This window comes from Paenibacillus sp. RU5M, from assembly GCF_900221055.1.
Lineage (GTDB): Bacteria > Bacillota > Bacilli > Paenibacillales > Paenibacillaceae > Paenibacillus > Paenibacillus marchantiae.
In genome coordinates, this window is sequence record NZ_OBQM01000013.1 from 140,454 (window position 1) to 166,301 (window position 25,848).

Here is a 25,848-nt window from a genome sequence, read left to right on the forward strand (position 1 = left end):
AACTTATTCGCATAGTCATCTCCTTCGTTGTTAGTTAATCATTAGACGAAAGAATGAAGGTAAAGTTGCACCAGAATAAGGAAACTAAGGCTGGTTATGCATGAACCCATTTCCAATCGTCTTGCTCTTTTGATACAGTATTTATAGTAAAACCCGGGAGGATATATTGTATATGGAACAATCGCTTCAGGAACTGCTGCGCAATGCGCGTGCGGAGGAGAATACCTTTTTGTACATGTTGCACGAGGAAGCGCGCATCGACCAGTTGTTATTCTGGAAGTATGTGAATAGTATTGTGGAATTGACCCGTCTTACCGCGGACCAGCCGTTGGATCGGGAAATGGCGAGCGCCGTTAGCTTCACGTATTCCAAAATCATGGAGCATCTGCAATGGCATCATTCGGATCGGGATGTGTACGAGATCCAACAGTTTCCCTATGAATATGCAAATCTCATGGTGGATTGTCTGGGCAGAGTGGTTGATGGTTTCTTTAAGGGCATCGTGCTGGAAGAAGAGAGATTTGACGAGGAGTTTCCTAATCCGATCTCCACAGGGGAAATGGCAGAAGAACAACCAGCCGTTTTGCAGCTGGGATATTATAAACAAAATACGAATGTGCACGCGATCGGTTTCCGAGAGGAAGATGGGACGTACCGAATTGTTTTGAATGAAGAAGAGGATCGGGAGCTTTTTGATTCCAAGCTGAGCCGCCGAGAGGTGGAAGGAACGTATCTCTTCATGGCTCCGGATGCCATCAGCGCTCACCAATTATTTCATGAATGGGTGATGGGTAACCACACTCCATATCGTTCTGCACTTGATCTGAAAGGAGCCCATTCCATGAATGTGAAAGATAACTTGATTGAACAGCAGTCCCTAACTTTCGTAGGCATTAAAAGAACGTTCTCTTGTGTGGATGGCGAGAATTTGAGAGAGATTCCAAAGATGTGGCAGGAAGCTTTGGCGGACGGAATAGAAGATCGTTTAAACGAGTTTAATAACGGGGCCGTCTCCGGTTTGGTCGGCATTTGTATAGATCAGAGGGAATTACACAGCGATCAAATGGAATATTGGATCGCAACCTCACACTCCGGGGAAGTGCCTGAGGGTTTGTTTTCAATAGAGATTCCCGCGTCCCACTGGATGGTGTTCGAAGCCGATGAATTGGCGCCAGAAGCGATACAGCGGTTGTGGAAGTATATTATGAGCGAATGGTATGGAGCGACCCCTTACAAGCACGCGGGAATTCCGGAACTTGAGGTATACCGAGGTCAGGGTCTTCCTCCTCAAGTATGGATACCTGTTAAACCTTTGTCGTGATTTAACGAATAACAGGCCTGGTTATATCGTTATATAGATAAATATACTAGTACCAGAGGGTTTACTCATCATGGCTGCAGCATGTTCGATTCATTAGGAGGCTTAATATGTTATCCAATAAAGTGATTGATTATTGTCAAAATCAGGGCTGGTGGCATGAAGATGTGCCAGCAGAGTATGAAGAAGCTTTACGTAAACTGGGTATTGATCTTGAATCTGAGTTTGCACATTTTTATTTGCATGCTGATGATGGTCCGACCTTTTACAGCAGACATCAGGAAATCTATCAGATCTGCTGGGTTATGGAAAACACCGTTTATGTGGAGGACATGACGGTGGCTCAACTCACATTGGGATTGCCAGAAGCCTACATCCCACTGGACAGCTTTGAGGGAGAGGGTGGGTTCTTTTATAACCGTCAAACGGGAGATGTGGCTCTGGTGGAGCTTGGTGAGTCGATCGAACGTTTCCTGAGCGGTGAAAGTACACCGCAGTGGGCGAGCTTCAATAGCTTTCTGGAATGGTATTTCGAACTGGAGGAGGAGGTTACGGAGTGAAGGATCTGACACCGGAACATCCCGAACTGGAGAGACAAATTATTGAAACGGTAGAAGCAGGCAATGTTCTGGATGAAACCCAGCAGCATGAGCAAGCCCTGATCTATTATGACCAGGCTTGGGGGATGTTGCCCGAGCCGAAGACCGACTGGGAAATAGCAAGCTGGATCGCTTCCTGTCACGTGAATGCACATATGGACTTGGAGCAGTACGCACTGGCGAAGCCGTGGGCTGAATTAGCACTGCAAACCCGAGGTTCGGATATTAATACCGGGCCGTGGATTGAGCTGGGTGTAGTCTGCATGAGGCTAGAGCAGCATGATGAGGCTTTTGCAAATTTGGATCTGGCGTATGCATATGGCAAGGAAAGAGCGTTTCAAGGCAGCCCGCGTGACGTTTTGCAATATTATAAGGAACAAAAGGCGAAGCGTGAACGAAACTGATTCTATTGGATTACAAAAAGAAAAGGGTACCCTGTCTGCCAGATCATTGGCTGTGGGGTACCCTTTCTTTCGAATTTATATAGATGAATGATCCTTCACCAAGTTAATCTTTCGATCCGTAAGGGAAAAATTCATCTACGAGATCCTGCGGCGATATGGACACAAAGACGTGATCCAGGTCGGTTTTGCTAGCGAAATCCATGATGTCTCCCGTATAATACCGTGGATCAATCAGATAAATCTCAGACACGACAGTCGACAGGAAGGAGATCATCGGCACTGCGAGAGAGTCCTTGATGAACAGTACCTTGAGTCCGTTCGGTTTGTCTTTGTTCACCACATGAACGATTCCCTGATTTCCGTACAGGTACGTAAAGTACTTGTCAGCGGTTAGATCATAGGTAGCTCCTTGTACATTCAGCGGATAGGTCGTAAGCAGAGCATCCTCAAAGCGGCCGTTCAATGTGGCTTCCGTCTCGCCGGTTTTGAAGTAAAAGGAATAGTCCGTTTTGAACTTCGGATAAATCAGGTCAAAGTCATCGTCACCAGCAAAGTATTTCCCGGCTTTTCGACCCTGTGATCCAATGAAAATGTCCTGATACGGAACCACATTATAGTTATTTAAGTCCGTGAAATAATGATCCGGATCCAGCGGCTTGTCGTACATGCCGTCCAGGTGATTCACGAGCTGGCCGAAGCCCCAGAACGCGGTTTTAATTTTCCAGTGGTGATCCGTGGTGAAAAAGAGATCCTTTGCCGGAATGCCACTTTCCAACAGCCCTTCGCGCAGATCCACCGTATCAATGCCATCCTGCTTGAGATTGGCCAGAAAGCCATCGGCGGTTTCGTTGTTATAATTGTAAGGAATGCCTTCCGGGAACTGCGTATACCCACGTACGTATTTGTCTGGTGTCATCACATAGGTCAGCTTTGTTTTGGGGTCCAAATGTGCTCCCAGCGCAGCAACCCGATCCGACAGATCTTTTGTATCCGTCGGCCCTGTAGCGAAGTAGGTATAGTGCAGCTTGCCCTCCATATCTTTTACGACCTCGAAGTTGTTCTCCTCGTTCTTCCACATGAGTGACTGCATATATCCGTACGCTTCCACGAAGCCGAACTTATCGAAGACATGTTCATTAATGTCGTTATCCAGTTCGTGAATCAGTTCTTTGGCTTCAGAAAAATGGAAGTCCGCTGAAGCCAGCGTCTTTTGGATCGGCCCGAAGGATTGAATAATGTTCAGAACAGAGAATGTCACGAGCACGAGAATGAAGAGGAAAGCCGTGATTCTCTTTTTGGCAAAAAAGTTGTGCATGGTTGTGCCTTCTCTCAGAAATTGAAATAAATAAACGGATTGTATGTACCTTTGACCAGATACGATACACAGACCAGGAATAAAACGATGATCGTGACCGGGTACACCAGTTCCAATGGTTTGCTGAAACGGGCGCCGTCGACCATCAGTTTGTTCATTCGCGGGGCAATCGGCATGCAGAACAGAATACCGAGGATGAAGAAGAGTGCGTACTCTTTCAGGAACATCCAGGTTGTATCACTCCAGAATCCATTGCCGTACAGTCCGAACATGTTGCCCAGATAGTTGCCAGCTTGCAGCAGATCCGGTGAACGGAAGATCACCCACCCGATGACCACAATAAACATGGCATAGAGATGCCGCAGCGGGTTGAAGCGGGTACCTTTATCAAAGTTAGAGATTTTCTCCAATGCAATGAATGCGAAGTTAATCAATCCCCAGACTACAAATGTCCACTCCGCACCGTGCCACACGCCAGTCAATCCCCAGACGATGAGCAGATTGCGAATCATTTTATCCTTGTTAGTGACACGTGATCCCCCGAGTGGGAAATAGACATATTCCTTGAACCAGGTGCCCAGCGAGATATGCCAGCGGCGCCAGAATTCAGTGATGGACCGGGAGATATACGGATATCTGAAGTTCTCTTCGAACTTGAATCCGAACATGAGGGCGAGACCAATGGCCATATCGGAGTATCCTGAGAAATCAAAATAAATCTGCAACGTATAGGCGATGGCTCCCAGCCATGCCAGACTTGCCGGAATATCCGAGGTGCCCCCCATGCTAAAGATGTGATCCGCGACAATCGCCATGCTGTTGGATAACAGCACCTTTTTACCCAGACCCACAATGAAACGGCAGCAGCCCAGTGCGAACTTGTCCCAACTTTCCTTTCGGTTAACCATCTGATCTGCAATCGTGTTATAGCGCAGAATCGGTCCGGCAACGAGCTGAGGGAAGAAGGAGATATACAGCGCCACGTAAAAGAGATTCTTTTGTACGGCACCATGTCCGCGATACACGTCGATGACGTAGGAAATTCCGTGGAAGGTGAAGAACGAGATCCCTAGCGGTAGAGCAATATTCGGAATGTTTAGGCCAAAACTTGTATTCTCATTCACAATACGCAGTGCAAAAGCCATGTATTTAAAGACGAACAGCATACCTAGATTGACGATAAGCATCAACGTAATGATGGTGTACGCGGCATTCCTTCGTTCCCTGAACTTGTCCACAAGCAGGGCGAAGATATAGTTGAAACAGATGGAGGCCAGCATGATGAGGACAAACCACGGTTCACCCCATGCATAGAAGAACAGGCTGGCAACCAGCAGCAGCATGTTTTTGGCCGTAACCGAGAATCTCAGTATGTAATACAGCCCCAGAACAAGCGGCAGGAAATAAAATAGAAAGATTACACTGGAAAAGAGCACTGCCTTTCCTCCTTGAGGATCATATAAGGGAGCACGTTGTATCAATTGATGCAACATGCTCAATTAAAAATAGACAGACACCCGCATCTTAGGATGCGAGTTGGTCTGCAAGGTTCGTTTACATGCGAAAAGGTCGCCGTGCTTGTCGATCATTGCGGGAACGTCGCTTTCTGGCACCCTGGGCATTCCGTTGTCTTCTCCACATCCAGTAGAGGACGAGTCCATGGATTCCGGCAGCTGTTAACAAGAGACGAATAAACCATCCCACCGATGTTTTCATCAGTGGGTCGGCAGGGCTGAGCACCTTGGTAACTTCAGATGGGTCAGGAATAGAACGTGGCGTCCCGTCTTTCTCCTGAACATTCATCGCTGAAGAGCGATCCAGCATGACGGTCTTTGTCAGATTCCATTTGCCATTTACAAGTGCACGTATGGTGGCCTGCTCAGCATCGACATCGGTATGCAGCGTCAGCAGTCCATCCGGTGTAATGGATGCTCCCTGAACGGGGGTGTTGAGCTGGAATTTTACATCGGGCGTTTCTTCTGAGGAAGATTGAACACCGTATTGGACAATGGATTCACCAGCTACGGGCTTCACCACACGTTCGTCACCAGTTATTTGCAAGGTGGTGAGCCCATTCTCCACAACAGCTTGCTTCTTGGACAATGGCTTGATGTTGCCGATGCGGAAGCTCAGCTTGGCGTTTTCGGGAGTTGTGGTTGTAATGCCCCAGCCAATGACTTTACCCAAGTTCACCTGACCTGCCGTGCTGGCCTTGTCCTGGACCATTAGGCTGGAAAAGGGGATGCGGATTTGTCCGACAAATCCCGGTTCCAATGCAATCAGGCCAGATAACGGACGAACCAGTTCAGCGTGTCCGGTTGATTTCTCGACTACGATGACGTTTCGATCATCAGACACAGTAAGGGAGGTTTTATCCCCTCGGGTCAGTACGATATTAAGAGGCAACCTTCGGTCCGATTCATTGCGGATGGAGAAGGTCAAAGCCCCATAGCCTGACCAGTCTCGATTCTGCAGCTCATAAACGTAGGCCGAATAGTATCCTTTTTTGAGCCCCTGCGTGGAGGTCTTAATCTGAATACTGCCTTGGTTATCAACGCTGGCGTCTACCTTGGCTCCATTGCTCCATTCATGGAGTGTACTCCTACTCACCTTAAGCTGCTCTGCCTGAACAGCCTGGATGGGATACATGTTCCATAACACAACAAGACTAGCGACAAGTGTAAGTTGTTTCCACTTCTTGATCATGCTTTCTTGCCTCCCCTCTATAGATAAGCCATCTCGTTCAGTTCGTCTGGAGAGATGTTGTTCTTGCCCTGGGATGCAGGGCCTGTTTTATCCAACTGGATATGTTCCTTATTCCACTGTTTCAGCAGAGCTTCCAAGGTTGGCATCTGATGGTTGCGAGCAATATCTCGAATATTGGTCACGCGGTACAAATTGCCTCGTTTGTTACGCAGGGACTGCACCCACACGCATTCCAGTGAGATGTCTTCGCTAAGCGGAAGTTGGATCTCATTGACCAAATCATGAGGCTCCATCTCCACCAAGACGAATTCATAGTTGAAATCCATCAATGTCACGGTTCCATGATCTGCCGTTGGCAATTCGCGATTTAGCGCAATTCGTGCCAGCTTCCGGTTGGACATGAACTCACTCTGACCCCGACGTACAAAATTCAGACGAATATCTTCAAATGTACTGATATCCTTGTCCAGCTTCTGAGGCAGTGTAGGTTCGCGATCATAGATGATGTGCAGCAGCTGGCGCTGCTCTTGTTCCGTGATATCCTTAACGGTAAAAGCATATTTCCAACGGTTTCCGATCGAAGCGACATGTGCCACCTTGCCTGTAAACTCGCTTGAATACCGGTCATTTACCAGTTTAATGCCAATCTCCAGATCACTTGGAATGTACTTCGGTGTATCCAGCATGACGGAAATGCCGCCTTCCGAGAGATCGTGAGTGATGCAGGAGATGATCTCCCCTTCCGTTGTGAGCGTGCAATCCACAGCAGCCATTGAGCGCTCGTGATTGCGGAACACTTTGCGTCCAGCCAGAAAGAAGATCGACATCATGATGTTGTAGAAATTAATCAATAACCAATACAGTACAACGAGGAAACCAATTGTTCCCTGGCTAAATGTCCAGTGGATACAATTCACGATTCCGATAATGGATAGTACCGCCAGAATCAGATGAGGAATCATCTGTTTAATCTGATAGTTCCGATCATCATTTTGCGCACCGTCTTTGCGGGTAACGACGAATTTGTTCATCGTGATGCCCAGAGTTTCCAGAATGACGGCGGGCAGAAGGGAAGGGAACAGAATGGTCTCATATACATTGGTCCATTTGGTGGTTCGAATATTGCCGGATAACATTCGCAGACAGGTGTTGGTCAACAGATACATCGGCAACCAGAACACGAGAATCTCCAGAATGGTACATTTCACAACCAGAACGCCGAACACGGCAAACAGTATGGGTGACATGATGTACAGCAGTCGTTTTAACCCGGAGTACCAGTAGGTAATGGAAGAAATGTAGTTCAGTTTTTGCGCAAAACTAAGTCCTTTTTTGAAGAGAAGGTTCATTTTTTTACCTGTCTGGATACAACCGCGCGCCCAGCGCTGACGCTGTTTGATCAGACTTTTCAGATCACCGGGAGCAAGTCCGGAGGCCAGTACTTTATTGGTAGCAAAGCAGCGATACCCTTTGCTCTGCATTTCAATACCAGTGGCAAAATCCTCTGTAATGGAACCGGTATAGAATCCGCCGACGTCTTCCAGTGCCTGTCTGGAGAGTACAGTATTTGTTCCGCCATAGATGACGGAATTGGATTTGTTGCGTCCCACTTGTACGTCCCGATAGAAATAGTCCTGTTCATTCGGTATCCGGTTCTCGGAGTACAGATTGTACTGGAACTGATCGGGATTATAGAAACTCTGTGGTGTTTGCACAAAACCAATTTTTTCTCCGGTCAGAAAATAGGGAACGCACGACGTCAGAAAATCATGTTTTGGAATCATGTCTGCATCAAAGGTGACGATTAGTGGGGAAGACGTATGCTTCATGGCATTGTTCAGGTTACCCGCCTTGGCATGTACATGCTCTGTTCGCGTAAGGTAGTTAATGCCCAGATGAGCAGCCAGTTCCCGCATCTCGGGGCGGTTGGAGTCATCACACAGATGGATATGTACTTTGGAGCGATCAGGATAATCCATGTTCAGACAGCCATTAATCGTCTTGAACAGAAGCGATGTGGGTTCATTATAAGTTGCGATAAATACATCCACATCCGGATATAAGGCTTCGTCAACAACGGGAAGTTCGGGATATTCGAGCCGGGTCATATTGTAAAAATGGACGGCCAGTTCGAACATACCTATAAGTTCGACAATGAGGAGGGCAAGACCTGCGGTTACGGCGAGAGGGCCATGTCCAAAAGGAATGGTGAAAAATGTACGCCAAATGACGTAAATACAAGACATAATCACAGTAGCTGTGACAAGTATCTTGTTGCGTGTACTTAAGTAGTTCAAGTGAATACCTCTTCCTGATTTTTCTGAGTAGTGCCGCCTATCGGAATAAAAAGAATGTGATCATTGTACTAAACGATTCTGAACAAATTCTGAAAAAAGAGATAGGACCTCGTTAAATATAGAGCCATTGGTTCAATTTTTGATGGTTAATTTTGTCGTATCACAATAATTATTGTAGTTATTTGTCGAAATTTGCGCAATATGTTTATTTATTTTTTTCGCAAAGATGAAAGTGGGGCTTGGATGTTATCTGAAAACACAAAAATGACGAGCTCAATGTGCAATGTCATTAAGTTAAGTAACTTAGTGATATTGCCCCAAGGACTCGTCATCTCTGCTTCAGTCTTCTGCCAATGTGATCAGCAAAAGGCATATATTCATTTCAAATTTAGTCGGAGATGTTGCGCGTATAATACTCAATAATATCCTTGCGACGGATAATACCGAGGAACACACGGTCCACATCCACCACAGGCACAAAGTTTTGATCTGCTGCCAGCGTCAGCATATCCTCCATTTCTGCCTTAATAAAGACACATTCATTATATACACGGTTGTCGATCTCATGCACTTGGACCTGATCCATCGTCTCAAATGTCAGTCCGGGAGTGCTCCGCATTTTCCATAACAAATCGCCTTCGGACAGGGTGGCAACATATTTTCCATCCTGGTCAATCACGGGAATGGCGGTATAATGCTGCAATTCAAGCTGCTCGATCGCATCTTTCATCGAAGCGGAAGACTTGATATAGGCCACGTCGGCTTTGGGGAGTAAAAAATAGCTGATTTCCATCATCGGGCTCCTTTACTGTAATCTCACTCTCCTTATTTAAACATATTATGTGAGCTTTCGGCTATTTTTAATGATAAATTCGTCAGATTTGTTCCATTGTTTAATTGAGGCTGGAAATCTATAGTGTATATTAGAGGTGATGTGATCATGAAATCGAAACGTAAAATTATTTATGGACTGCTTCCCATCTTATTTGCCGGTGGAATCGGAATGTACTTATACATGCAGAATAGCAAAACAGAGGAAGTAAAGCCTGAGGTAACCGTTAATCAGTACATAGAGCATCTGCAAAAGAAAGAATTTGATCAACTGTATACCCTGATGACGCCTGCTTCATTGACAGAGTCCGGCATGAACCGTGAACAATTTGTGGAAAAATACAATGCAATCTATTCGGGTATGGAGGTTTCTGCGATTAAAGCAGAATTGAAACCGAAAGTAATCGAAGAGGCATCGGACGGCACTGGTAATGAAAATAAAAACCAAAACCAAAATCCGGATACCTACGAAGTGGACTACAGTCTGCAGTTAACGACCTTCCTCGGGGAAGTGGACGAGACGCATACACTGAAACTGGTGCGTGAAGAGCTTGAGGAGGGTGGCAAAGTCTGGCGGATCAACTGGAAGCCATCCATGATTCTGACTGACATGGTCAAGGGAAGCAAAGTTCGGGTGAAAACCCTTTTCCCGGAACGAGGAGACATTGTTGATCGTGAAGGGCTGCCCCTCGCAACAAAGGGAAATATATATGAATGGGGCATCATACCTGAGAAGCTGGGAGAAAATCCGGAGCCGATGATCGCCCGGATCGCGGAGCATTACAAAGTAACAGAAGCTATGATTAACACCGCACTTGCACAGAAATGGGTGAAGCCGGAATATTTTGTCCCGATTGCTTCAACAGAGGACTCCCGGGTGCCTACAGCACTGGCTGGTGTGCAAGTTCAATCCAAGGAAATACGATATTATCCTCTTGGTGAGGCTGCTGCTCATTTAATCGGTTATGTACGCAAGGCCACCAAGGAAGATTTGGAGAAAGATACGGAAGGATACTATCGTGCGGAAGATTGGATTGGCAAAGCCGGACTGGAGCAATCCCTGGAGAAACAGCTTCGCGGCGAACGAGGTGGCCTGATCGAGATCACTGATGAATCTGGAAACACTCGCTCTGAGCTTATTCGCAAGGATGCAGTGGATGGAGAGAATATTCAACTGACGATAAGCTCTGAGCAACAGCGCAAGTTGTATAAGACATTATCGAGTGGTGGTGACGCCGGAGCAATGGTGCTGATGAACCCAACGGATGGTAATCTGCTGGCACTGGCAAGTGCGCCTGCCTATAATCCGAACAAGATGGTTACGGGACTGACACAGGCAGAGTGGGATGCCTATTCAGCAGATGAAAAGCTTCCTTTTATCAATCGGTTTACGAACCGTTATGCACCAGGTTCAACCTTCAAAGCCATTACGGCAGCGGCAGGTTTGATGGAGAAGGTTACCACAGCGGACAAATCGCATGATATCTCTGGTCTGCAATGGCGCAAGGATGAGAGCTGGGGCGGTTACTATGTGAAACGTGTGAAAAGTGTATCCCCGGTGAACATGGTTGATGCGCTGGTCTACTCAGACAATATTTATTTTGCGAAGGAAGCTGTTGAGATGGGCAGCGCCAAGTTCATAGATGGCATTCAGAAGTTCGGTTTTGGAGACAACTTTGGACTGGATGAACTGTATTTGAAACCAAGTCAGTATGCAAACGAGGCACATCTCGATTTGTCATCCGAGGTGCTGCTCGCTGACACATCCTATGGACAGGGAGAAATGTTGATGTCGCCGATCCATCTGGCATCCTCCTTCACCCCTTTTATTAATGAAGGAAAAATGGTGAAGCCTGTACTGATAGAGGAAAAGGAAACCGCCGAACCGGAAGTTGTGATTACACCTGAAGTCGCAAATACGGTTAAGGATGCCTTGGGCGAGGTCGTGACCCGATCGGGAGGAACGGCTCATTCCTTGAACTCACTCCCTGAAGGACTGGCGGCTAAGACAGGGACTGCCGAGCTTAAGGCCAAGAAGGGGGAAAAAGGACAGGAGAACGGTTTTGTTGTGGTGTTTGATACCGAATCACCATCCTTCCTTATAGCCGCAGTCATTGAACAAGTGAACGGACGAGGCGGCAGTCATTATGTTTTGGATAAATTAAAGCCTTTCCTGGAGAAAAAGGGAGTAACGCAGTAAATTGATTTGCGATTTACGATGTATCTTTAGTATTTGAAGAGCCCATCCACCATTCATGTTACTAAAATGGTGGATGGGCTTTATTTTGCCTTTATGTTATAAGATTTATTTCCGAGCTGTCAGCATAAAACGTGCCGAGTTCGTTCGAATCCCTTTATCGCAGCGATTTTGCTCAACAAACTGTTGGAAATGCTCTAAGTCGGATTCCTTCTCTCCAAAACCGGAAATGATCGGTGCATGGGTCAGTAGGAAAAGCAGATCATCAGGCGTGGCGTAATATTCTGTTGCATTATATTCGTGTGCCTCAATGTCACGAAAACCCGCTTCGCGAAGTTCACGTTTGTATCGTTCCATTAATGTGCCAGGCTGAACGCCCAGCGATTGTCCACGGTCAAAAGCCTTGCAGATATTACATTTATCATGTTCACTGACTTGTTGGGTAAGGAATACACCGCCATCAGCCAATACCCTGAATACTTCTGTAGCGCAGAAGTCGCAGTGTCTGGAGGAAACCACATTAAAGAATTGATCTGGAAATGTCAGTTGCTCTGCATTCATATGCACAAAACGGACATTCGACCTGGAACCAGATGCCTTAAGATTACGCTGGGCAGTCTCAATCATTCCCCGGGAAAGGTCGATTCCAACCAATAACAGTGCGGCATTCGAGATAGAAAGAACAGCTTCTCCACCACCTGTACCAATATCAAGCAATAGATCAGACGGTTCGGTGCAGCGTATAACTTCCTCGTAGAAATTCCATTCGATGCCTTCTGAAGTCACTTTCAGGGAGCTGAAGTCCCAGCCATTCAATTGCCCAATACGTTCGTAAAAAGTAGTATAGTCCATCTTTTTCTTCATTTATATGATTCCTCCAATGTGAGTTCTTGATTCTAGACAGATGTTGTACCAAATCGTTACGATTAGATGCCGAACAGGCTCAAAAGGGCAGACGTACCCCATGTTAGCTGGTACGCGTTTTGACCCAGCCCGACGACTAATTACTTCGAACGATTCGGAATAACATCCGTGTCACCTCACAGTTTGGAATATCGTTATTATAATGAATTGACAGCGTATACGCGAGATGTTAATTTGAAGTGAAATCCATTCTATTAGATTGAGGTGATCGATGGTGGCTGTTCGCGCTAAGCAGATTTTTGTTAATTTGCCCGTTAAGGATTTGAAGAGGTCCGTTGATTTTTTTACCAAAGTAGGGTTTGAGTTCAATGTGAATTTTACAGACGAGTCTGCGACTTGCATGATCATTGGAGACAACATCTATGCGATGCTGCTGGTGGAGGATCGTTTTCAATCTTTTATTTCCAAAAAAATATCCAACGCGGCGGACACGGCGGAAGTCATCGTAGCCTTGTCGGTGGAGAGTCGTGAACAAGTCGATCTGATTGTACAAGCTGCCCTGGATGCTGGCGGCAAGCCGTATAATGATCCTCAAGATCATGGGTTTATGTATGGGTGGAGTTTTCAGGACCCGGATGATCATCTATGGGAAGTTTCCTATATGGATCTAAGTAGCTTTCCTACGCAAGAATAGAATACATTTGTCAGTGCCTTCCTATTAACAGGGAGGCACTTTTTGCGTTCATATATCCCAATAACATATGGTGTAATTTACCTTTTTACTATATGATAAGTGTCGATTCATGTATAAATAGCATAGTATACATACGTTCTTTTTGATGGAGGGATCAGGGTGTATTGTCACGTATGTGGGACCAAAAGCAATCCAGGGGACAGCACATGTAGAAAGTGTAGAACGAAATTAAAAGATTCAAGCTCTACAGATGAACAGATTTGGGCAGAAACAGCAGTTGGTCTGGAAAGTGGAACGGGCAAAGCATTAGATCAGTTATCCAGACAGCATCAGTCTGCACTGAAGCAGAGCAACACGGCACAAGGCCGAGCATTTAGCTGGATTATTCCACTGCTTCTGGCAGCGGTGATGGGGGCCTTGTTGACTTATTATTACAAGCAGGAGATGGGCATCAATGCGGAGGTAAAAACACTGCATCAACAGGCGGAGCAGGCGGGCTTGGACGGAAAATATCAAGAGGCGCTTCAACTTCTGGACTCGGCTCTTGCAAAACGGCCAAATGTTGATGGACTTGTGCAGGATCGCCAAATTACAGCCAAAGCCTTCAATCTAATGAATCAGCTGAACGAAGCTGCGACAAGTTTGAAAACGGGAAAACTTGCTGCAGGTGACAAGACACTTCAGGCTGTAGCAAAAGTGTTGAAAGAGCGAGAAGAACCGGTATTTGCCAAGGTACGTACGACTCTAAACAACAACAAGGTGACACTGGCTGTCCTGAAGGTAAAGAAAGAAATCGATAGTTTGACAACCGTACAGGCACTTGCTGAGAAATTGGACACGGTATCGAAATTGAAAGGCAAGGAAGCAGAGGCGGTTCAGAAACAAATCATCGACAAGCTGGCTGGCCTTAGCTATAAGCAAGCTGAACAGCAAGTGAAGAAAAAGGATTTTACGGCTGCATTGCAAACCGTTGATTTGGGACTGTCCTACGCGCCCGAGGATGACAAATTGACAGCATATCGCGAACGGGTGCTGAGTGAGAAGAAGGCTTTTGAAAAAGCAGAAGCCGAACGAATTCAACTTGCTGAGCAACAAGCGGCAGAAGAAGACCTGAAAAACCGCACAGCAGCGGTGAGTATTGTAGACGTAGAAGCGACGCTTGATATGTATGGCGATCTGTATATAAGCGGCTCAATCGTGAATAATGCCACTCGTCCTATCTCTTCCGTGACGGTTATGCTGGACATCTACAGCTCAGACGGGGCATATCTCGGTCAAACCTATGCGGATGTGTATCCAAGCTGGCTTGATGTAGGGGATCAGGGATTTTTTGAAACGTATTATTACGGTGTGTACGAGGAAGCTGAAGTTTCTGTAGTGAACGCAACGTGGTATCTGGAATAGGAGGACAGGTTGGAATGGCCAAACGAACATGGAGTACGATTATATCCAGTGCAATTATTATTGGAGCGGGAGCAGGAGGGGTGTTCTGGATTCATCAGTATTCAGCAGATCAACTGCAGGATGGACCAAGACTGGCTGTTGTCACTACGAAGGAAACGGCAACCACAGCGTCTAAACCGTCCTCCCAGACAGCCGTGAAGAAAACACGTAAACAGATTATTGAAGAGAGTCAGAAGAAAGTGGTTACAATTGAGAGCAGCAGCGGACTGGGTTCCGGTTTTCTCTACAATGATCAGGGGGATGTGGTAACTAATGCTCACGTGGTGGAGGGGTCGAAAGAAGTAACGATTCGAACCCTGAATCATGAGGAGTATAAGGGAACCGTTATCGGGATTGGAGAAGAGACGGATGTTGCTGTCGTCAGGGTGCCTGATCTGAAAAAAGTTAAACCGTTACCTATCGCCAAATCCAAAGCGGAGACGGGTGATGAGATTCTCGCTCTGGGTAGTCCGCTGGGTCTGGAGAACACCGTAACTACAGGCATTATCAGCGGAGTTGGCCGCAGCTTCGAAATTGCCCCGTATATCTATAGTAATCTGTATCAAATCTCGGCGCCTATTACACACGGCAACAGCGGTGGCCCACTGATCAGTGCAGAAACCGGTGAAGTATTGGGCATTAATTCAGCCGTTGTGGAGCAGGAAGGTGGAATTGGGTTCAGCATTCCGATCACCAGTGTATTGAAGCAGGTCCAGGCCTGGTCTGAGAAACCATCATCGTCTAAAACGGCGGTTCAGACGAGTGGCAGTCAGGGATCGGGAGCAGACTCAGCTTCTTTGGAAGCGGAGGGTCTGGTGACCGAATTTTATATGAACCTGAATCTGAATGACTATGTTACCGCATATGCCTTGCTTGGCAGTGAGTGGCAGAGCGGTATAAGTTATGCCAAGTTCCGTGAAGGTTACATCAACACCAGTTATGTTACCATTGCCGAAGTTTCGTCCTCAGACAAGTCAAATGATGAAATAGAGGTCACTGCGGTTATTACAGCGGATGAACGAAAAGACAGTGAATTGGTCACCACGAAATATAAAGTTACGTATCAAGTCGGTTATGAAAATGGACAACTGAAAATACTTCATGGTCAAGGAAAAAAAGTGAAATAAAAGTTATGTAGGGAGAATGGGCACCAAGCCGATTCTCCTTTTTGATTGCTTAAGTGTGATGGTTCTGTTAAAATACAGAACGAACGTTCAGTATGCAAGAGGCGGAGTGAAATGGATGAGTATGAATAAAAAGCAAATTCAAACCGAGCAGACCAAGAAGAAACTTGCGGATGCCTCAAGAGCTCTTTTTGTGCAAAAAGGGTATAAAGCAACTTCCATTGAAGATATTGTGGCTGCGACAGGCAGCAGCAAAGGCAATATCTATTACCATTTTAAAAGTAAGGAAGGCCTCTTTCTGTATCTGATTGATGAGTGGGATCGGGAATGGGAAGAGAATTGGGCGGCCAAGGAGCATCTGTATCATACTTCTACGGAGAAGATCTACGGCTTGGCAGAACAATTAATCCTCGACGATATGAATCACCCGCTAACCAAGGCGGCAGATGAGTTTTTTACCGGGGAAAAGAAAGAAAATGATATTGAAGAACGAATATCTTTGATGTTTGAGCGGCATATTCAATTTAACAAACAATTGGTGGAACAGGGGATAGAGAGCGGAGAGTTCAAGGCAGACAACGCAGACAATCTTGCGCTCATTCTGGAAAGCACCATTATTGGACTTAGTCAGCTGTCGCGCGGAATGGAGCCAGAACAGGCTCTTGCCTTATACCGCCAGGCGGCTAGCGTATTCTTATATGGAATAGCAAAAGATAAAGCTTAAGGCAACATTTTGACAACTACGGAGGATGGAATCATGGCATTACTTACACGGAACAGGGGCGCATTGCTGCTGTTAATGTTTAATATTTTTCTCGTTTTTACAGGTATAGGTCTTGTTGTACCTATTATGCCTGCGTACATGGATCTACTGCATATCACCGGGTTCACGGTTGGTTTGCTGGTAGCAGCATTCTCCTTCACGCAGTTTCTGTTTTCTCCAGTTGCGGGCCGTTGGTCTGACATCTTGGGACGTAAAAAAATTATTGTTGGCGGCATGTTAATCTTTGCTGTATCGGAGTTTATGTTTGGTGCTGTGAATGCACCATCGCTGCTCTTCGCGGCCCGGATGCTTGGCGGAATCGGTGCAGCAATGATCTTCCCGGCAGTTATGGCGTATACCGCAGATATTACGACAGATGAAGAACGCGGTAGAGGCATGGGATTAATCAATGCGGCAATTACTACAGGATTTATTATTGGTCCGGGGATCGGCGGATATATCGCGGACTTTGGCATTCGGATTCCTTTCTATGCCGCAGGTATTGCAGGTTTGCTGGCATCCATCATTACATTGATTATTTTGCCGGAATCGACCAGAATTACCGGAGAGCAAACCAAACCTGTTGCGGGTGCATCGAAGGTCAAAAGCCCGGGCATGGTTTCCCAGTTGCTGCATTCGTACCGGGAGCCTTACTTTTTCAGTTTGATTATCGTATTTGTCATGGCGTTTGGTCTGGCTAACTATGAGACGGTATTTTCACTGTTTGTGGATCACAAATTTGGCTTCACCACCAAGGATATTGCATTCATTATTACGTTTGGTTCCATTGCGGGAGCTGTGGTGCAGGTCTCCATGATTGGCTGGCTGTTAAACCGGTTTGGTGAGAAAAAAGTCATTTCGGTCTGCTTGCTTTTTGTAGCCGTATTTGTACTGTTGACCTTGTTTGTGAACACCTACTGGATGATTCTTGTCGTAACGTTTATCGTCTTCCTTGGTATGGATATATTGCGTCCGGCAATCAGTACGCAGATGTCCAAACTGGCGGAAGAACAGCAAGGCTTTGTGGCCGGATTGAACTCAGCCTACACAAGTTTGGGGAATATCGCAGGTCCAATTGTAGCGGGAGCACTGTTTGATGTGAATATCAACTATCCTTACGTTTCAGCAGCTGTTGTTCTGGCAATCTGTTTCCTGTTATCTCTGCGGGTATTAAGAGGAGTTAACTCCACAGGCAACGCCAAAGCAGAAATGTAATTCTGATTTGAATCTGAATGCGTGAGTGAACCAACACAAAAAGCCAGTCGGCTACACATGAACGATGTGTAAACGACTGGCTTTTTATTTTACAGTATTAACGGACTTCTCCATTGGTTTCAATCAGTTTTTGATACCAGTGGAAGCTCTGTTTGCGGATACGTCTTAATTCCTTGATATCGAATTCTTCCCGATCCACGTAGATGAATCCATAACGTTTGCTTGATCCCTGATGTGTGCTGACCAGATCAATCGCAGACCAAGGGCAGAAGCCGAATACATCTACACCGTCTGTAATAGCCAGTTGAATCTGTTCGATATGTTTATTGAAAAACTCGATGCGGTAAGGGTCGTTGACCACGTCGCCTTCCTCCAGTTTATCAAATGCACCCAGACCATTCTCGGTAACGATCAATGGCAGATGATAACGGGAATAGATCTGGCGCAGCGTTGAGCGGAAACCAACAGGATCAATTTCCCAACCAAATTCAGTCTTTTGCAGATTTGGATTTACAGATCCTCTGTAAGCTCCTGGCTCCCCGACGATTTCATGCTGGTCTCCTGTATGGGAGAAGTCATTGCCATCATTCAGGCTTTCACCAACGGTCTGTGATGTATAGTAGTTAAAAGCGATAAAATCAGGGTTTCCTTGAGCCAGGATATCCATGTCTCCATCTTCAATGACAGGGGTATATCCTTTTTCTTCGAGATAACTCCAGGCAATATGATTGTAGCGTCCATATACAGCCATATCGAGATAGAGCCAGTTGCGAATGGCAGCATAGTTATCAGCAGCGAGCGTATCTTCCGGTTTGGAGCTCGCGGGATAGATAACACCGATATTGGGAGCTGGGCCGATTTTGGCTTCAGGCAGCATCTCATGACACAGAACCATGGCTTTGGCTTGAGCGACCAGCATGTGGTGATTTTGCTGATACAGAGTTTTTTGTGGATCAACAAGTGTTGTATCCAGGGTACCCAGAGAGCCGGGGTGAAGGATTAGCATATTTTGTTCATTGATGGTCAGCCAATATTTGACCCGGTCACCGTAGTTTTCATAAAGTGTTTTGGCATATTGTTCAAAGGCATCTATCGTTGCACGGTTGGACCAGCCCCCTTTTTCTTCAAGCGCATAAGGAAGATCAAAGTGATACATGGTCACAATGGGCTCAATACCGTATTTAATCAACTCATCAATCAAGGAATCATAAAATGCCAGTCCCTTTGGATTTACTTCACCTGCTCCTTGCGGATAGATGCGAGTCCAGGCGATGGAGAAACGGTAGGCTTTGAAGCCCATTTCGGCCATCAGGGCCACATCTTCTTTGTACATATGATAGTGATCACTGGTTACCTTGAAGTCGGTTACGCCTTCCACATGATTGCCCATGTCGATGACAGAAGGGCCTTTGCCATCTTCATCCCAGGCTCCCTCAATTTGATAGGCGGAGGTTGATCCTCCCCAGAAGAAATCTTTAGGAAATGGTTTAAGTTGAGTATGCTTCATTGTTAGTTCCTCCTAAATTGAATACATATGATATAAGTTGAGTTAGACAAGAGTTAGACAACCAAAGTCAGCAGGACATCGTTTTTCTGTACATGCTCTTGAGTCGTTTCGAATACATCCACTTCCTGCTGCGTGAGAGTAACAATGACAGGAGTCACGGTTTCGTATCCGGCCTCTTTAATTTTATCGATTTCAAATTGGATCAACAGATCGCCTTGTCTAACGATATCGCCTTCCTGAACGACAGGATTGAAATGTTTTCCCTTCAGCGCCACCGTGTTAATACCAATGTGAATCAAAATCTCGGTACCTGCGTTGGTCGTTAATCCAATGGCATGTCCAGTTGGGAAGAGTGAAGTTACAACGCCATCCACGGGAGCGACGACTTCACCAATCTCAGGAACAATCGCCAATCCTTTGCCCATGGCACCTGTTGAGAAAGCAGGGTCGTTAATGGTGCTCAAGGCTACAGCTTTACCTGTAAGAGGACTATAAATTTGTTCCTTTTTGATTTCAGTTGTTTTTGTCTCAGGTACGACAGGAAGTTCTTCCGGTGTACTTTCAGTCGATGTATTGGAGACAGATTCATTTTTTTCGGAAGCTGTGTCTTTGGTTTTGCTTTCATATCCGAACATCACGGTCAATATCGCTGCTACAGCAAAGGAGAAGGCAATCGCAATCACGTAGACAACCGTTGGTGTATAGACAGGAATGGCAAATATATTGTGGAACACATAAGCAGTCATTTTAACGCCAAAGTGACCATTAATGGCACCGCCGATCGCACCTGCAATGACAACGATAGGAATCACTCGTTTATAACGCAAGATCAGACCGTATACGATCGGTTCAGTGACACCTGCAAGTAAACCGGTAAGGCTGGTGGAACCTGCAAGGGTTCGCAGGGTTTTGTTCTTTTTGGCTTTCAGGAAAATACCAAATGCTACACCGATTTGTGCAAACACAGCTGCAGCTGCCATGGCTTCAATCGGATCGCCGCCAACCCCGATATTCTGAATCGTGATTGGTGTGAAACCCCAGTGGAGTCCGAAGACAACCATGAAGGTCATGAATCCACCCAGTACAACTCCTGACAAAATGCCGCTGACACCAATAAGCCAAGTTACGCCGGAGGAGATCCAGTCACCTACCGTGGTGCCGAATGGTCCGAAGGCCATTGCGGACAAAGGAACCATAATCATCAGAGCAATCATCGGTACCAGGAACAATTGCAGATCTTTCAAAATGATTTTCTTCAGTAGTTTGTCGAGTACAGCGTAGATGCTGATCGATATGAAGATCGGGAACACGCTGGCTGAATAATTCATCATGACAACGGGTATGCCGAGGAACGATACATCCGAGCCTTTATCCATCAGTCCGGTAAAGTTCGGCTCCATCAGAGCGGCACCAATTACACCGGCTACATAAGGATTGGCTTTCAGTTTCATACCAAGTGTGATACCGAGGAAGATAGGCAAGAAATAAAAGACTGCGTTCCCGGCAGCAGATAGAATCAGGTACGTGTCACTTGTATCAGACATCCATCCAAGCATGGTCAGGACAGTCAACAAAGCTTTTAACATACCTGATCCTGCCATGGCCGGGATTAAAGGTGAGAAACTTCCGGATATAATTTCAAAAACTTTGGATAAAACCGATGTTTTTTCTCCTGTGGACTCAGCAGATGAGGAAGAATCCCCTCCAAAATCTCTGTTCTTCATGATCTCTGCATATACATGAGCCACATTGCTGCCAATGACGACCTGGAACTGTCCGCCGCTTTCGACAACGGTAATGATACCATCGTGTTTCTCGAGCGTTTCGCGTTCAGCCTTTTTCGAATCCTTCAGATCGAATCTCAGCCGGGTTGCACAGTGGACAAGACCATTGATATTGGCTTCTCCGCCGACGAGACGAACGATGTCATCCCCCATTTTTTTATGATCCATGTTCATTCTCCTTTGTTGTTAAGATTGCCTGAAAACAAAAAAATACCTAAACGAATGGCTATGATCATCGGAAAGATGACCCGTTGCCAATCATTTAGGTATCGCCTGCTTTACCAGTAACAATCCTTGTCGTTAAGTTGTGAGACCTACTATAAATGACGCCGAAATCGTTTGCAAGCTTTTTTTATTCAGCGTCCAGCATTTCGTTACGGGAAGTGACACGGTGAATATGGATCGTCAAATACACTTTTTCATCAATGGACATGGCGCTTTCAAACTTCTCTTCAAGGTATTGATTAATCAGTTGTGTACACTGAAAAGCCTTGGCATATTTGTCTTTAACCTGCTCATACAGGAAGTTATCACCCGATGCAAATTGCTCCTGTTCATTACTCAGCATTCTCTGCACAAAGTATTGCAGATGGGTAATAAACCGGGAATAATTAAATGAATTTTCATCCAGGGCGATGTGGTAATGATTGGTAACAATGTTGAAAATATCATCAATAACCTCGGTAATTTCAACCGTTTGTTTCATACCCTGACCATCTTGGCGAGCGTTGACAAAATGCATGGCAATAAAGCTGGCCTCATGTTCATCCATTTGGATGCCGAATTGTTCCTGAATCAGATCTACTGCATTCATGCCAATCCCAAATTCCTTTTTGTAAAACTTCTTGATTTGCCACAAAAGGGAATTCTTCAGTCCGACGGATTTGCGGTACCTTGTAATGGCGAATTGAATATGATCAATTAACGATATATAGATATTATCACTAAAAATATCACCCATTTCCTTTTTGGCGTAGCCTACAATTTCGTCAGCTAATTTTAAATATTCAACCGATGTTTCACCGATCAGGTCAATCAATTTTTGCGGTATTTTATCCGATTTCAGCACAAAGGTTTTCTCGATTTTATCCTCATCCACGGGCTGTCCATTTTTCTTCTTGAAACCTAGACCGTTGCCGATGACAACAAACTCTTGGCCTACCTGATTCTCTGCACGAATGACGTTGTTGTTGAAAATCTGTCGGATGATCATGTATGTGTTCACCTCAATAGCTCGTAATAATAACAAAAAACCCAAACAAAGGCTTATTAGACAGCCTTTTGTTTGGGTATCGCCTGCTTACCAGTAACAATCCCGAAGAAGACACAGCTTCCTCTTTCAATTATGTCCACTATACCGCTTTCATAACAGAATAACAATACAATGATTTATGGAAATGAACGTAAAGACGTCAATTTTTGTTATAATAAGAAAGCTGGAAGTGAAGAAGATGGGCTGGGTTGCATAATAAGTTACCGAGGACGGTCATTTTTAAGCATATACAGGATTATTGGAGTGATAACATGAGCAAAGCAAAAGGAAAAGGCGGTACCGGCCGTGGTACTGGCAAAAAAGGCTGGAACCGTTGGCAAGCCGCCGCTAACCGGGCGAAAAGTGCCCCGAAGCCTTATAAAAGTAAAGGCACAAAGAATAAAACCGATGCCGAAACGCCAAGTGACAAGTCCGTGTAAATGGGCACGAGATAGAGTAGAGAAGGGATCTGACCTAAATACAGGGATGGTCTCTTTTTTATTTCGTCGCAAGCGCATCATATTAAACGAATAGAAAAAACCAAGACGCAGGAATTATCCTCAAGCATCTTGGTTTTTTGTAATTAACGTTCTTATTGTTTACTTGGTATTCAGCTCTATTTAGCTCTTACTTTGAAGAAGGAGATCAGTTCTTGCAATTGGCCCGATACAGCCGAAAGTTCATCAGAGGCAGCAACAATGGAGGCCATGGATGATTCCTGTTCGGCAATGGATTGCTCAATCTGTTTGCTACTATGTGCTGCTTTGCTGACGCTCGCAGACAACTCATCCGCAGTAGCGGACATTTCCTGTGTGCTGGCGGATATTTCTTCGGTAGAACTGGAGATATCCTGAATTTGGTTAGCGACTTTGTTCGTAGCTGTCAAAATATCTTCAAAAAATTGCCCCGTCTCCATAGTGACTTGAGATCCCTTCTCCACTTCTTGGGAGCCAAGCTGCATGGCTTCGGCAGATTGAAGGATATCGCGCTGAATGCCGTCAATTAAGGTACGGATCTGTTTGGCAGAATCCTGGGACTGTTCAGCGAGTTTGCGGACTTCCCCTGCGACAACCGCGAACCCTTTTCCTTCCTCACCGACACGAGCCGCCTCAATGGAAGCATTGAGGGCGAGCAAATTAGTCTGATCTGCAATCTGTGTAATCATATTTACGATGCTGCTAATTTCGTTGGAGCGGCTTTCCAAAGACTGTATCGATTCCGACGTGTGCTTCACCGCACCAGAGATGAGTCTCATCTGCTCAACCACTTGTTGCATAATCTCATGACCTGTATTGGAACGTTGTTCCATGCTTAATGCCTCATCCGCTACATCTGCAGAACTGCTGGCAATCGTCTGCACAACGGTAGACATTTCTGTCATTGCTCGGGCACTTTCCACGCTCGCCTGATCCTGGGAGCGAAGGCCGTGAGAGATGTCCCGAATATTGCTGCTGATCATCTGGATATTATCGTTATTTTTCTCGGAAATATCTAATAATTTCTTGGATGAGTCAGAGAGATGATAAGATGTCGTTTGGACATTGAACATCGTGTCATTGAATCGCTGAATCATCGTATTGAATTTTTCATTGATAATTCCCAGATCATCCCGTCCGGTTTGGATGGTTACATCCAGATTGCCTGCGCTTGCAGTCTCAATACCCTTCATAAGGTCACGGATTGGCTGAAGTGTTTTCTTTAATAGAATAAACTGCAGTACCATAAACAGGACCAGGAAACCGATAAGGAAAATACTACTGTATGTAATCAGCTTATGAAGTCCTTTTGGAACTGCGTTTGCATCAACGTCGAAGTAAAGTGCGGCGTACATTTTTCCTTCGGCATTTTTGATAGGGTACATAATCGTAGTCCAAGTACCGTATTCGTCCGTATAAAAACTGCTTAATGCGGGCTCCTCGTCGTTTTTCATACCTTCAAGAGCTATAACATTTTTCTGTGGTAATGGATACATTGAACCTGCTGCCATATTGCTTTCTTCAAAAGGCCCCAACAAATTAGTAGGAATCGCGATGATGGACGTCTGATTTCCTTCCTTCAGTTCAGTGCCGAAGATATAGGCTTGTGCAATATTGGGATATAGCTCGTGGATGGAATCCAGGTATTCTCTTAATTCTTTCTGAACAGGTCCAGAATAACTTTTCTCTTTTACTGCTTCAATTACTTTGTCTGTATCCAGATCATCAAACCATTTCTGTGTTGTAACTTCAGCCTGCTCGTACAATTGTTGACTCAGAATATTCTTTTGCAGTTGATATCCCGCAGTAATGAGGATAACCCCAATCAACATAATGCTGCCGAATGAAATAACGAGATTTTTAGCAAAGAAGGGAAGAGTACTCCACCTTATCTTATTTAACAACATAGTTCACTCCTTTTTCTAATTGTGACCATCTGGATGCGTGTTCGCTCTACGTATGGTGCTTCGTATCCATGTGATATATCGTAATAGGGTTAGACTAATGTTAGTTTTTGAATGAAAATGATGCTTTAGTACCAAGGTTTTCAGAATTTTCCTCATTTCTTTCATTATTGTGTTCATTATTAAAAAATGCGCAAATCTATAACGGTAATTTCTTTGAAGATTGGGGAAATTAAATGCCAAAAGGAATAAGGTCCCTTCATTTTAAAAAGTGAATTGTGCTTAACATGTATATACATAAAGGGGAGAGGGATTTATGTTGAAATAAAGATATGCGCATATATGAAATACATTAATACGCAAAAATGACTCTAAACGAGACTTGGCGAATACGAAAAGATCAATGAACGATATCCTATTACTGTAATGAAAGACAACAGTATATAGATGAAGATAACTTAATAAGTAGTGACATTAATGAAGAAAAGTTTTCATGGCCCTACAAGACAAACTGTTCATTAGAGTATTAACGTTGGAATTACAGCCAGTATAGGCTATAGGCTATCCCATAGAACGCATAGAGCGGTTCCGTAGATTCCGTTAACTTAACAACCGCTGGAGACATTTATAATAGGAAAGTAGATCAACTAAATATATTGAGATAAAATTAATTTATAATATGGGTTGTAATTAGTATTAGAACATGATATATTATTAATCCGGCCAAGAAAACACGAGAAACACAGTGCGGCAAGCGAATGAAATAAGCTTCGAAAGAAACTTAAAAAAAGAGCTTGCAAAGTTGGTTCGGACGTGATAATATATAAGAGTTGCTGAAGAGAACAACGACGGCAACGAAAACAAGTTTGATCTTTGAAAACTGAACAACGAGTGAGTAACGATCTTGCTTGCAAGATCGACGCTGAGAAATCGGTACACGTCTTCAGACTGTATGATTTCAAAGCAAAATAAATGAGATTTTTAATCTCGTCAGTTTCAAAATGAGCTTATCGCTCTTTTCAAATACTTGAGATGATTTTCATAGCGTTTAACCACGCTACTGAAATTCATCTTTATTGGAGAGTTTGATCCTGGCTCAGGACGAACGCTGGCGGCATGCCTAATACATGCAAGTCGAGCGGACTTGAAGAGAAG

20 protein-coding genes and 1 rRNA gene are annotated in these 25,848 nt (G+C 45.0%); 11 read left to right on the forward strand and 10 right to left on the reverse strand.

Features of this window, described 5'->3' with window-relative positions; all coding sequences use genetic code 11:
* Positions 1-172 precede the first annotated feature (172 nt).
* From CRO25_RS28170 to CRO25_RS28180, 3 genes are all read left to right on the forward strand, one after another.
* Complete coding sequence (locus CRO25_RS28170; protein WP_079697239.1) at positions 173-1,321, forward strand: effector binding domain-containing protein; 1,149 nt, start codon at positions 173-175, stop codon at positions 1,319-1,321.
* Positions 1,322-1,428: 107 nt separating this feature from the next.
* Positions 1,429-1,878, forward strand: coding sequence for an SMI1/KNR4 family protein (locus CRO25_RS28175; RefSeq protein ID WP_063567163.1), 450 nt, complete (start codon positions 1,429-1,431; stop codon positions 1,876-1,878).
* Complete coding sequence (locus CRO25_RS28180; RefSeq protein ID WP_079697240.1) at positions 1,875-2,321, forward strand: hypothetical protein; 447 nt, start codon at positions 1,875-1,877, stop codon at positions 2,319-2,321. The genes CRO25_RS28175 and CRO25_RS28180 overlap by 4 nt, the downstream gene beginning before the upstream one ends.
* A gap of 103 nt (positions 2,322-2,424) precedes the next feature.
* Here the strand turns inward: CRO25_RS28180 and CRO25_RS28185 are convergent, their stop codons facing one another.
* The 5 genes from CRO25_RS28185 to CRO25_RS28205 all read right to left on the reverse strand — a co-directional run bounded on the left by CRO25_RS28185 (position 2,425) and on the right by CRO25_RS28205 (position 9,432).
* Positions 2,425-3,636, reverse strand: coding sequence for a hypothetical protein (locus tag CRO25_RS28185; RefSeq protein WP_079697241.1), 1,212 nt, complete (start codon positions 3,634-3,636; stop codon positions 2,425-2,427).
* A gap of 14 nt (positions 3,637-3,650) precedes the next feature.
* Positions 3,651-5,072 carry an MBOAT family protein gene (locus CRO25_RS28190; protein WP_079697242.1) on the reverse strand — a complete coding sequence of 474 codons (1,422 nt, stop codon included), beginning with the start codon at positions 5,070-5,072 and terminating at the stop codon, positions 3,651-3,653.
* Positions 5,073-5,190: 118 nt separating this feature from the next.
* On the reverse strand, positions 5,191-6,342 hold the full coding sequence (locus tag CRO25_RS28195) for a hypothetical protein (protein ID WP_079697243.1): 1,152 nt from the start codon (positions 6,340-6,342) through the stop codon (positions 5,191-5,193).
* Positions 6,343-6,359: 17 nt separating this feature from the next.
* Positions 6,360-8,639, reverse strand: a complete 2,280-nt coding sequence (locus CRO25_RS28200; protein ID WP_090955289.1) for a glycosyltransferase — start codon at positions 8,637-8,639, stop codon at positions 6,360-6,362.
* Positions 8,640-9,027: 388 nt separating this feature from the next.
* Positions 9,028-9,432, reverse strand: a complete 405-nt coding sequence (locus CRO25_RS28205; RefSeq protein WP_063567168.1) for a CBS domain-containing protein — start codon at positions 9,430-9,432, stop codon at positions 9,028-9,030.
* A 147-nt stretch (positions 9,433-9,579) separates the two neighbouring features.
* Between CRO25_RS28205 and CRO25_RS28210 the strand changes: the two genes are divergently transcribed.
* Positions 9,580-11,670, forward strand: coding sequence for a penicillin-binding transpeptidase domain-containing protein (locus CRO25_RS28210; RefSeq protein ID WP_079697244.1), 2,091 nt, complete (start codon positions 9,580-9,582; stop codon positions 11,668-11,670).
* 105 nt (positions 11,671-11,775) lie between these two features.
* Here the strand turns inward: CRO25_RS28210 and CRO25_RS28215 are convergent, their stop codons facing one another.
* A complete protein-coding gene (locus CRO25_RS28215; protein ID WP_079697245.1) occupies positions 11,776-12,531 on the reverse strand; it encodes a class I SAM-dependent methyltransferase in 756 nt (251 codons plus the stop codon).
* A 274-nt stretch (positions 12,532-12,805) separates the two neighbouring features.
* On the opposite strand from CRO25_RS28215, the gene CRO25_RS28220 reads away from it, so the two are divergent.
* The 5 genes from CRO25_RS28220 to CRO25_RS28240 all read left to right on the forward strand — a co-directional run bounded on the left by CRO25_RS28220 (position 12,806) and on the right by CRO25_RS28240 (position 17,770).
* On the forward strand, positions 12,806-13,225 hold the full coding sequence (locus CRO25_RS28220; protein WP_063567181.1) for a VOC family protein: 420 nt from the start codon (positions 12,806-12,808) through the stop codon (positions 13,223-13,225).
* A 159-nt stretch (positions 13,226-13,384) separates the two neighbouring features.
* Complete coding sequence (locus tag CRO25_RS28225; RefSeq protein ID WP_079697246.1) at positions 13,385-14,629, forward strand: FxLYD domain-containing protein; 1,245 nt, start codon at positions 13,385-13,387, stop codon at positions 14,627-14,629.
* 14 nt (positions 14,630-14,643) lie between these two features.
* Entirely contained in the window at positions 14,644-15,795 is a 1,152-nt protein-coding gene (locus CRO25_RS28230) for a S1C family serine protease (RefSeq protein ID WP_063567172.1), read from the forward strand.
* A 121-nt stretch (positions 15,796-15,916) separates the two neighbouring features.
* Positions 15,917-16,516 carry a TetR/AcrR family transcriptional regulator gene (locus CRO25_RS28235; protein WP_063567182.1) on the forward strand — a complete coding sequence of 200 codons (600 nt, stop codon included), beginning with the start codon at positions 15,917-15,919 and terminating at the stop codon, positions 16,514-16,516.
* A 33-nt stretch (positions 16,517-16,549) separates the two neighbouring features.
* The gene (locus tag CRO25_RS28240; protein ID WP_079697247.1) at positions 16,550-17,770 is read left to right on the forward strand and encodes an MFS transporter; all 1,221 of its coding nucleotides are present in this window, start codon (positions 16,550-16,552) and stop codon (positions 17,768-17,770) included.
* A gap of 97 nt (positions 17,771-17,867) precedes the next feature.
* On the opposite strand, the gene CRO25_RS28245 is transcribed toward CRO25_RS28240, so the two are convergent.
* From CRO25_RS28245 to licT, 3 genes are all read right to left on the reverse strand, one after another.
* Complete coding sequence (locus CRO25_RS28245; RefSeq protein ID WP_079697248.1) at positions 17,868-19,277, reverse strand: glycoside hydrolase family 1 protein; 1,410 nt, start codon at positions 19,275-19,277, stop codon at positions 17,868-17,870.
* Between the two features lie 53 nt (positions 19,278-19,330).
* On the reverse strand, positions 19,331-21,229 hold the full coding sequence (locus CRO25_RS28250; protein WP_079697249.1) for a beta-glucoside-specific PTS transporter subunit IIABC: 1,899 nt from the start codon (positions 21,227-21,229) through the stop codon (positions 19,331-19,333).
* A gap of 184 nt (positions 21,230-21,413) precedes the next feature.
* A complete protein-coding gene (licT, locus tag CRO25_RS28255) occupies positions 21,414-22,274 on the reverse strand; it encodes a BglG family transcription antiterminator LicT (protein WP_063568380.1) in 861 nt (286 codons plus the stop codon).
* Between the two features lie 311 nt (positions 22,275-22,585).
* Between licT and CRO25_RS28260 the strand changes: the two genes are divergently transcribed.
* Positions 22,586-22,753 (forward strand): DUF3934 family protein, encoded by a 168-nt coding sequence (locus CRO25_RS28260; protein ID WP_064642109.1) that lies wholly within the window; start codon positions 22,586-22,588, stop codon positions 22,751-22,753.
* A gap of 176 nt (positions 22,754-22,929) precedes the next feature.
* Here the strand turns inward: CRO25_RS28260 and CRO25_RS28265 are convergent, their stop codons facing one another.
* Positions 22,930-24,621 (reverse strand): methyl-accepting chemotaxis protein, encoded by a 1,692-nt coding sequence (locus CRO25_RS28265; protein ID WP_256863770.1) that lies wholly within the window; start codon positions 24,619-24,621, stop codon positions 22,930-22,932.
* A gap of 1,145 nt (positions 24,622-25,766) precedes the next feature.
* Between CRO25_RS28265 and CRO25_RS28270 the strand changes: the two genes are divergently transcribed.
* Positions 25,767-25,848 (forward strand): 16S ribosomal RNA (locus CRO25_RS28270); the annotation flags it as partial.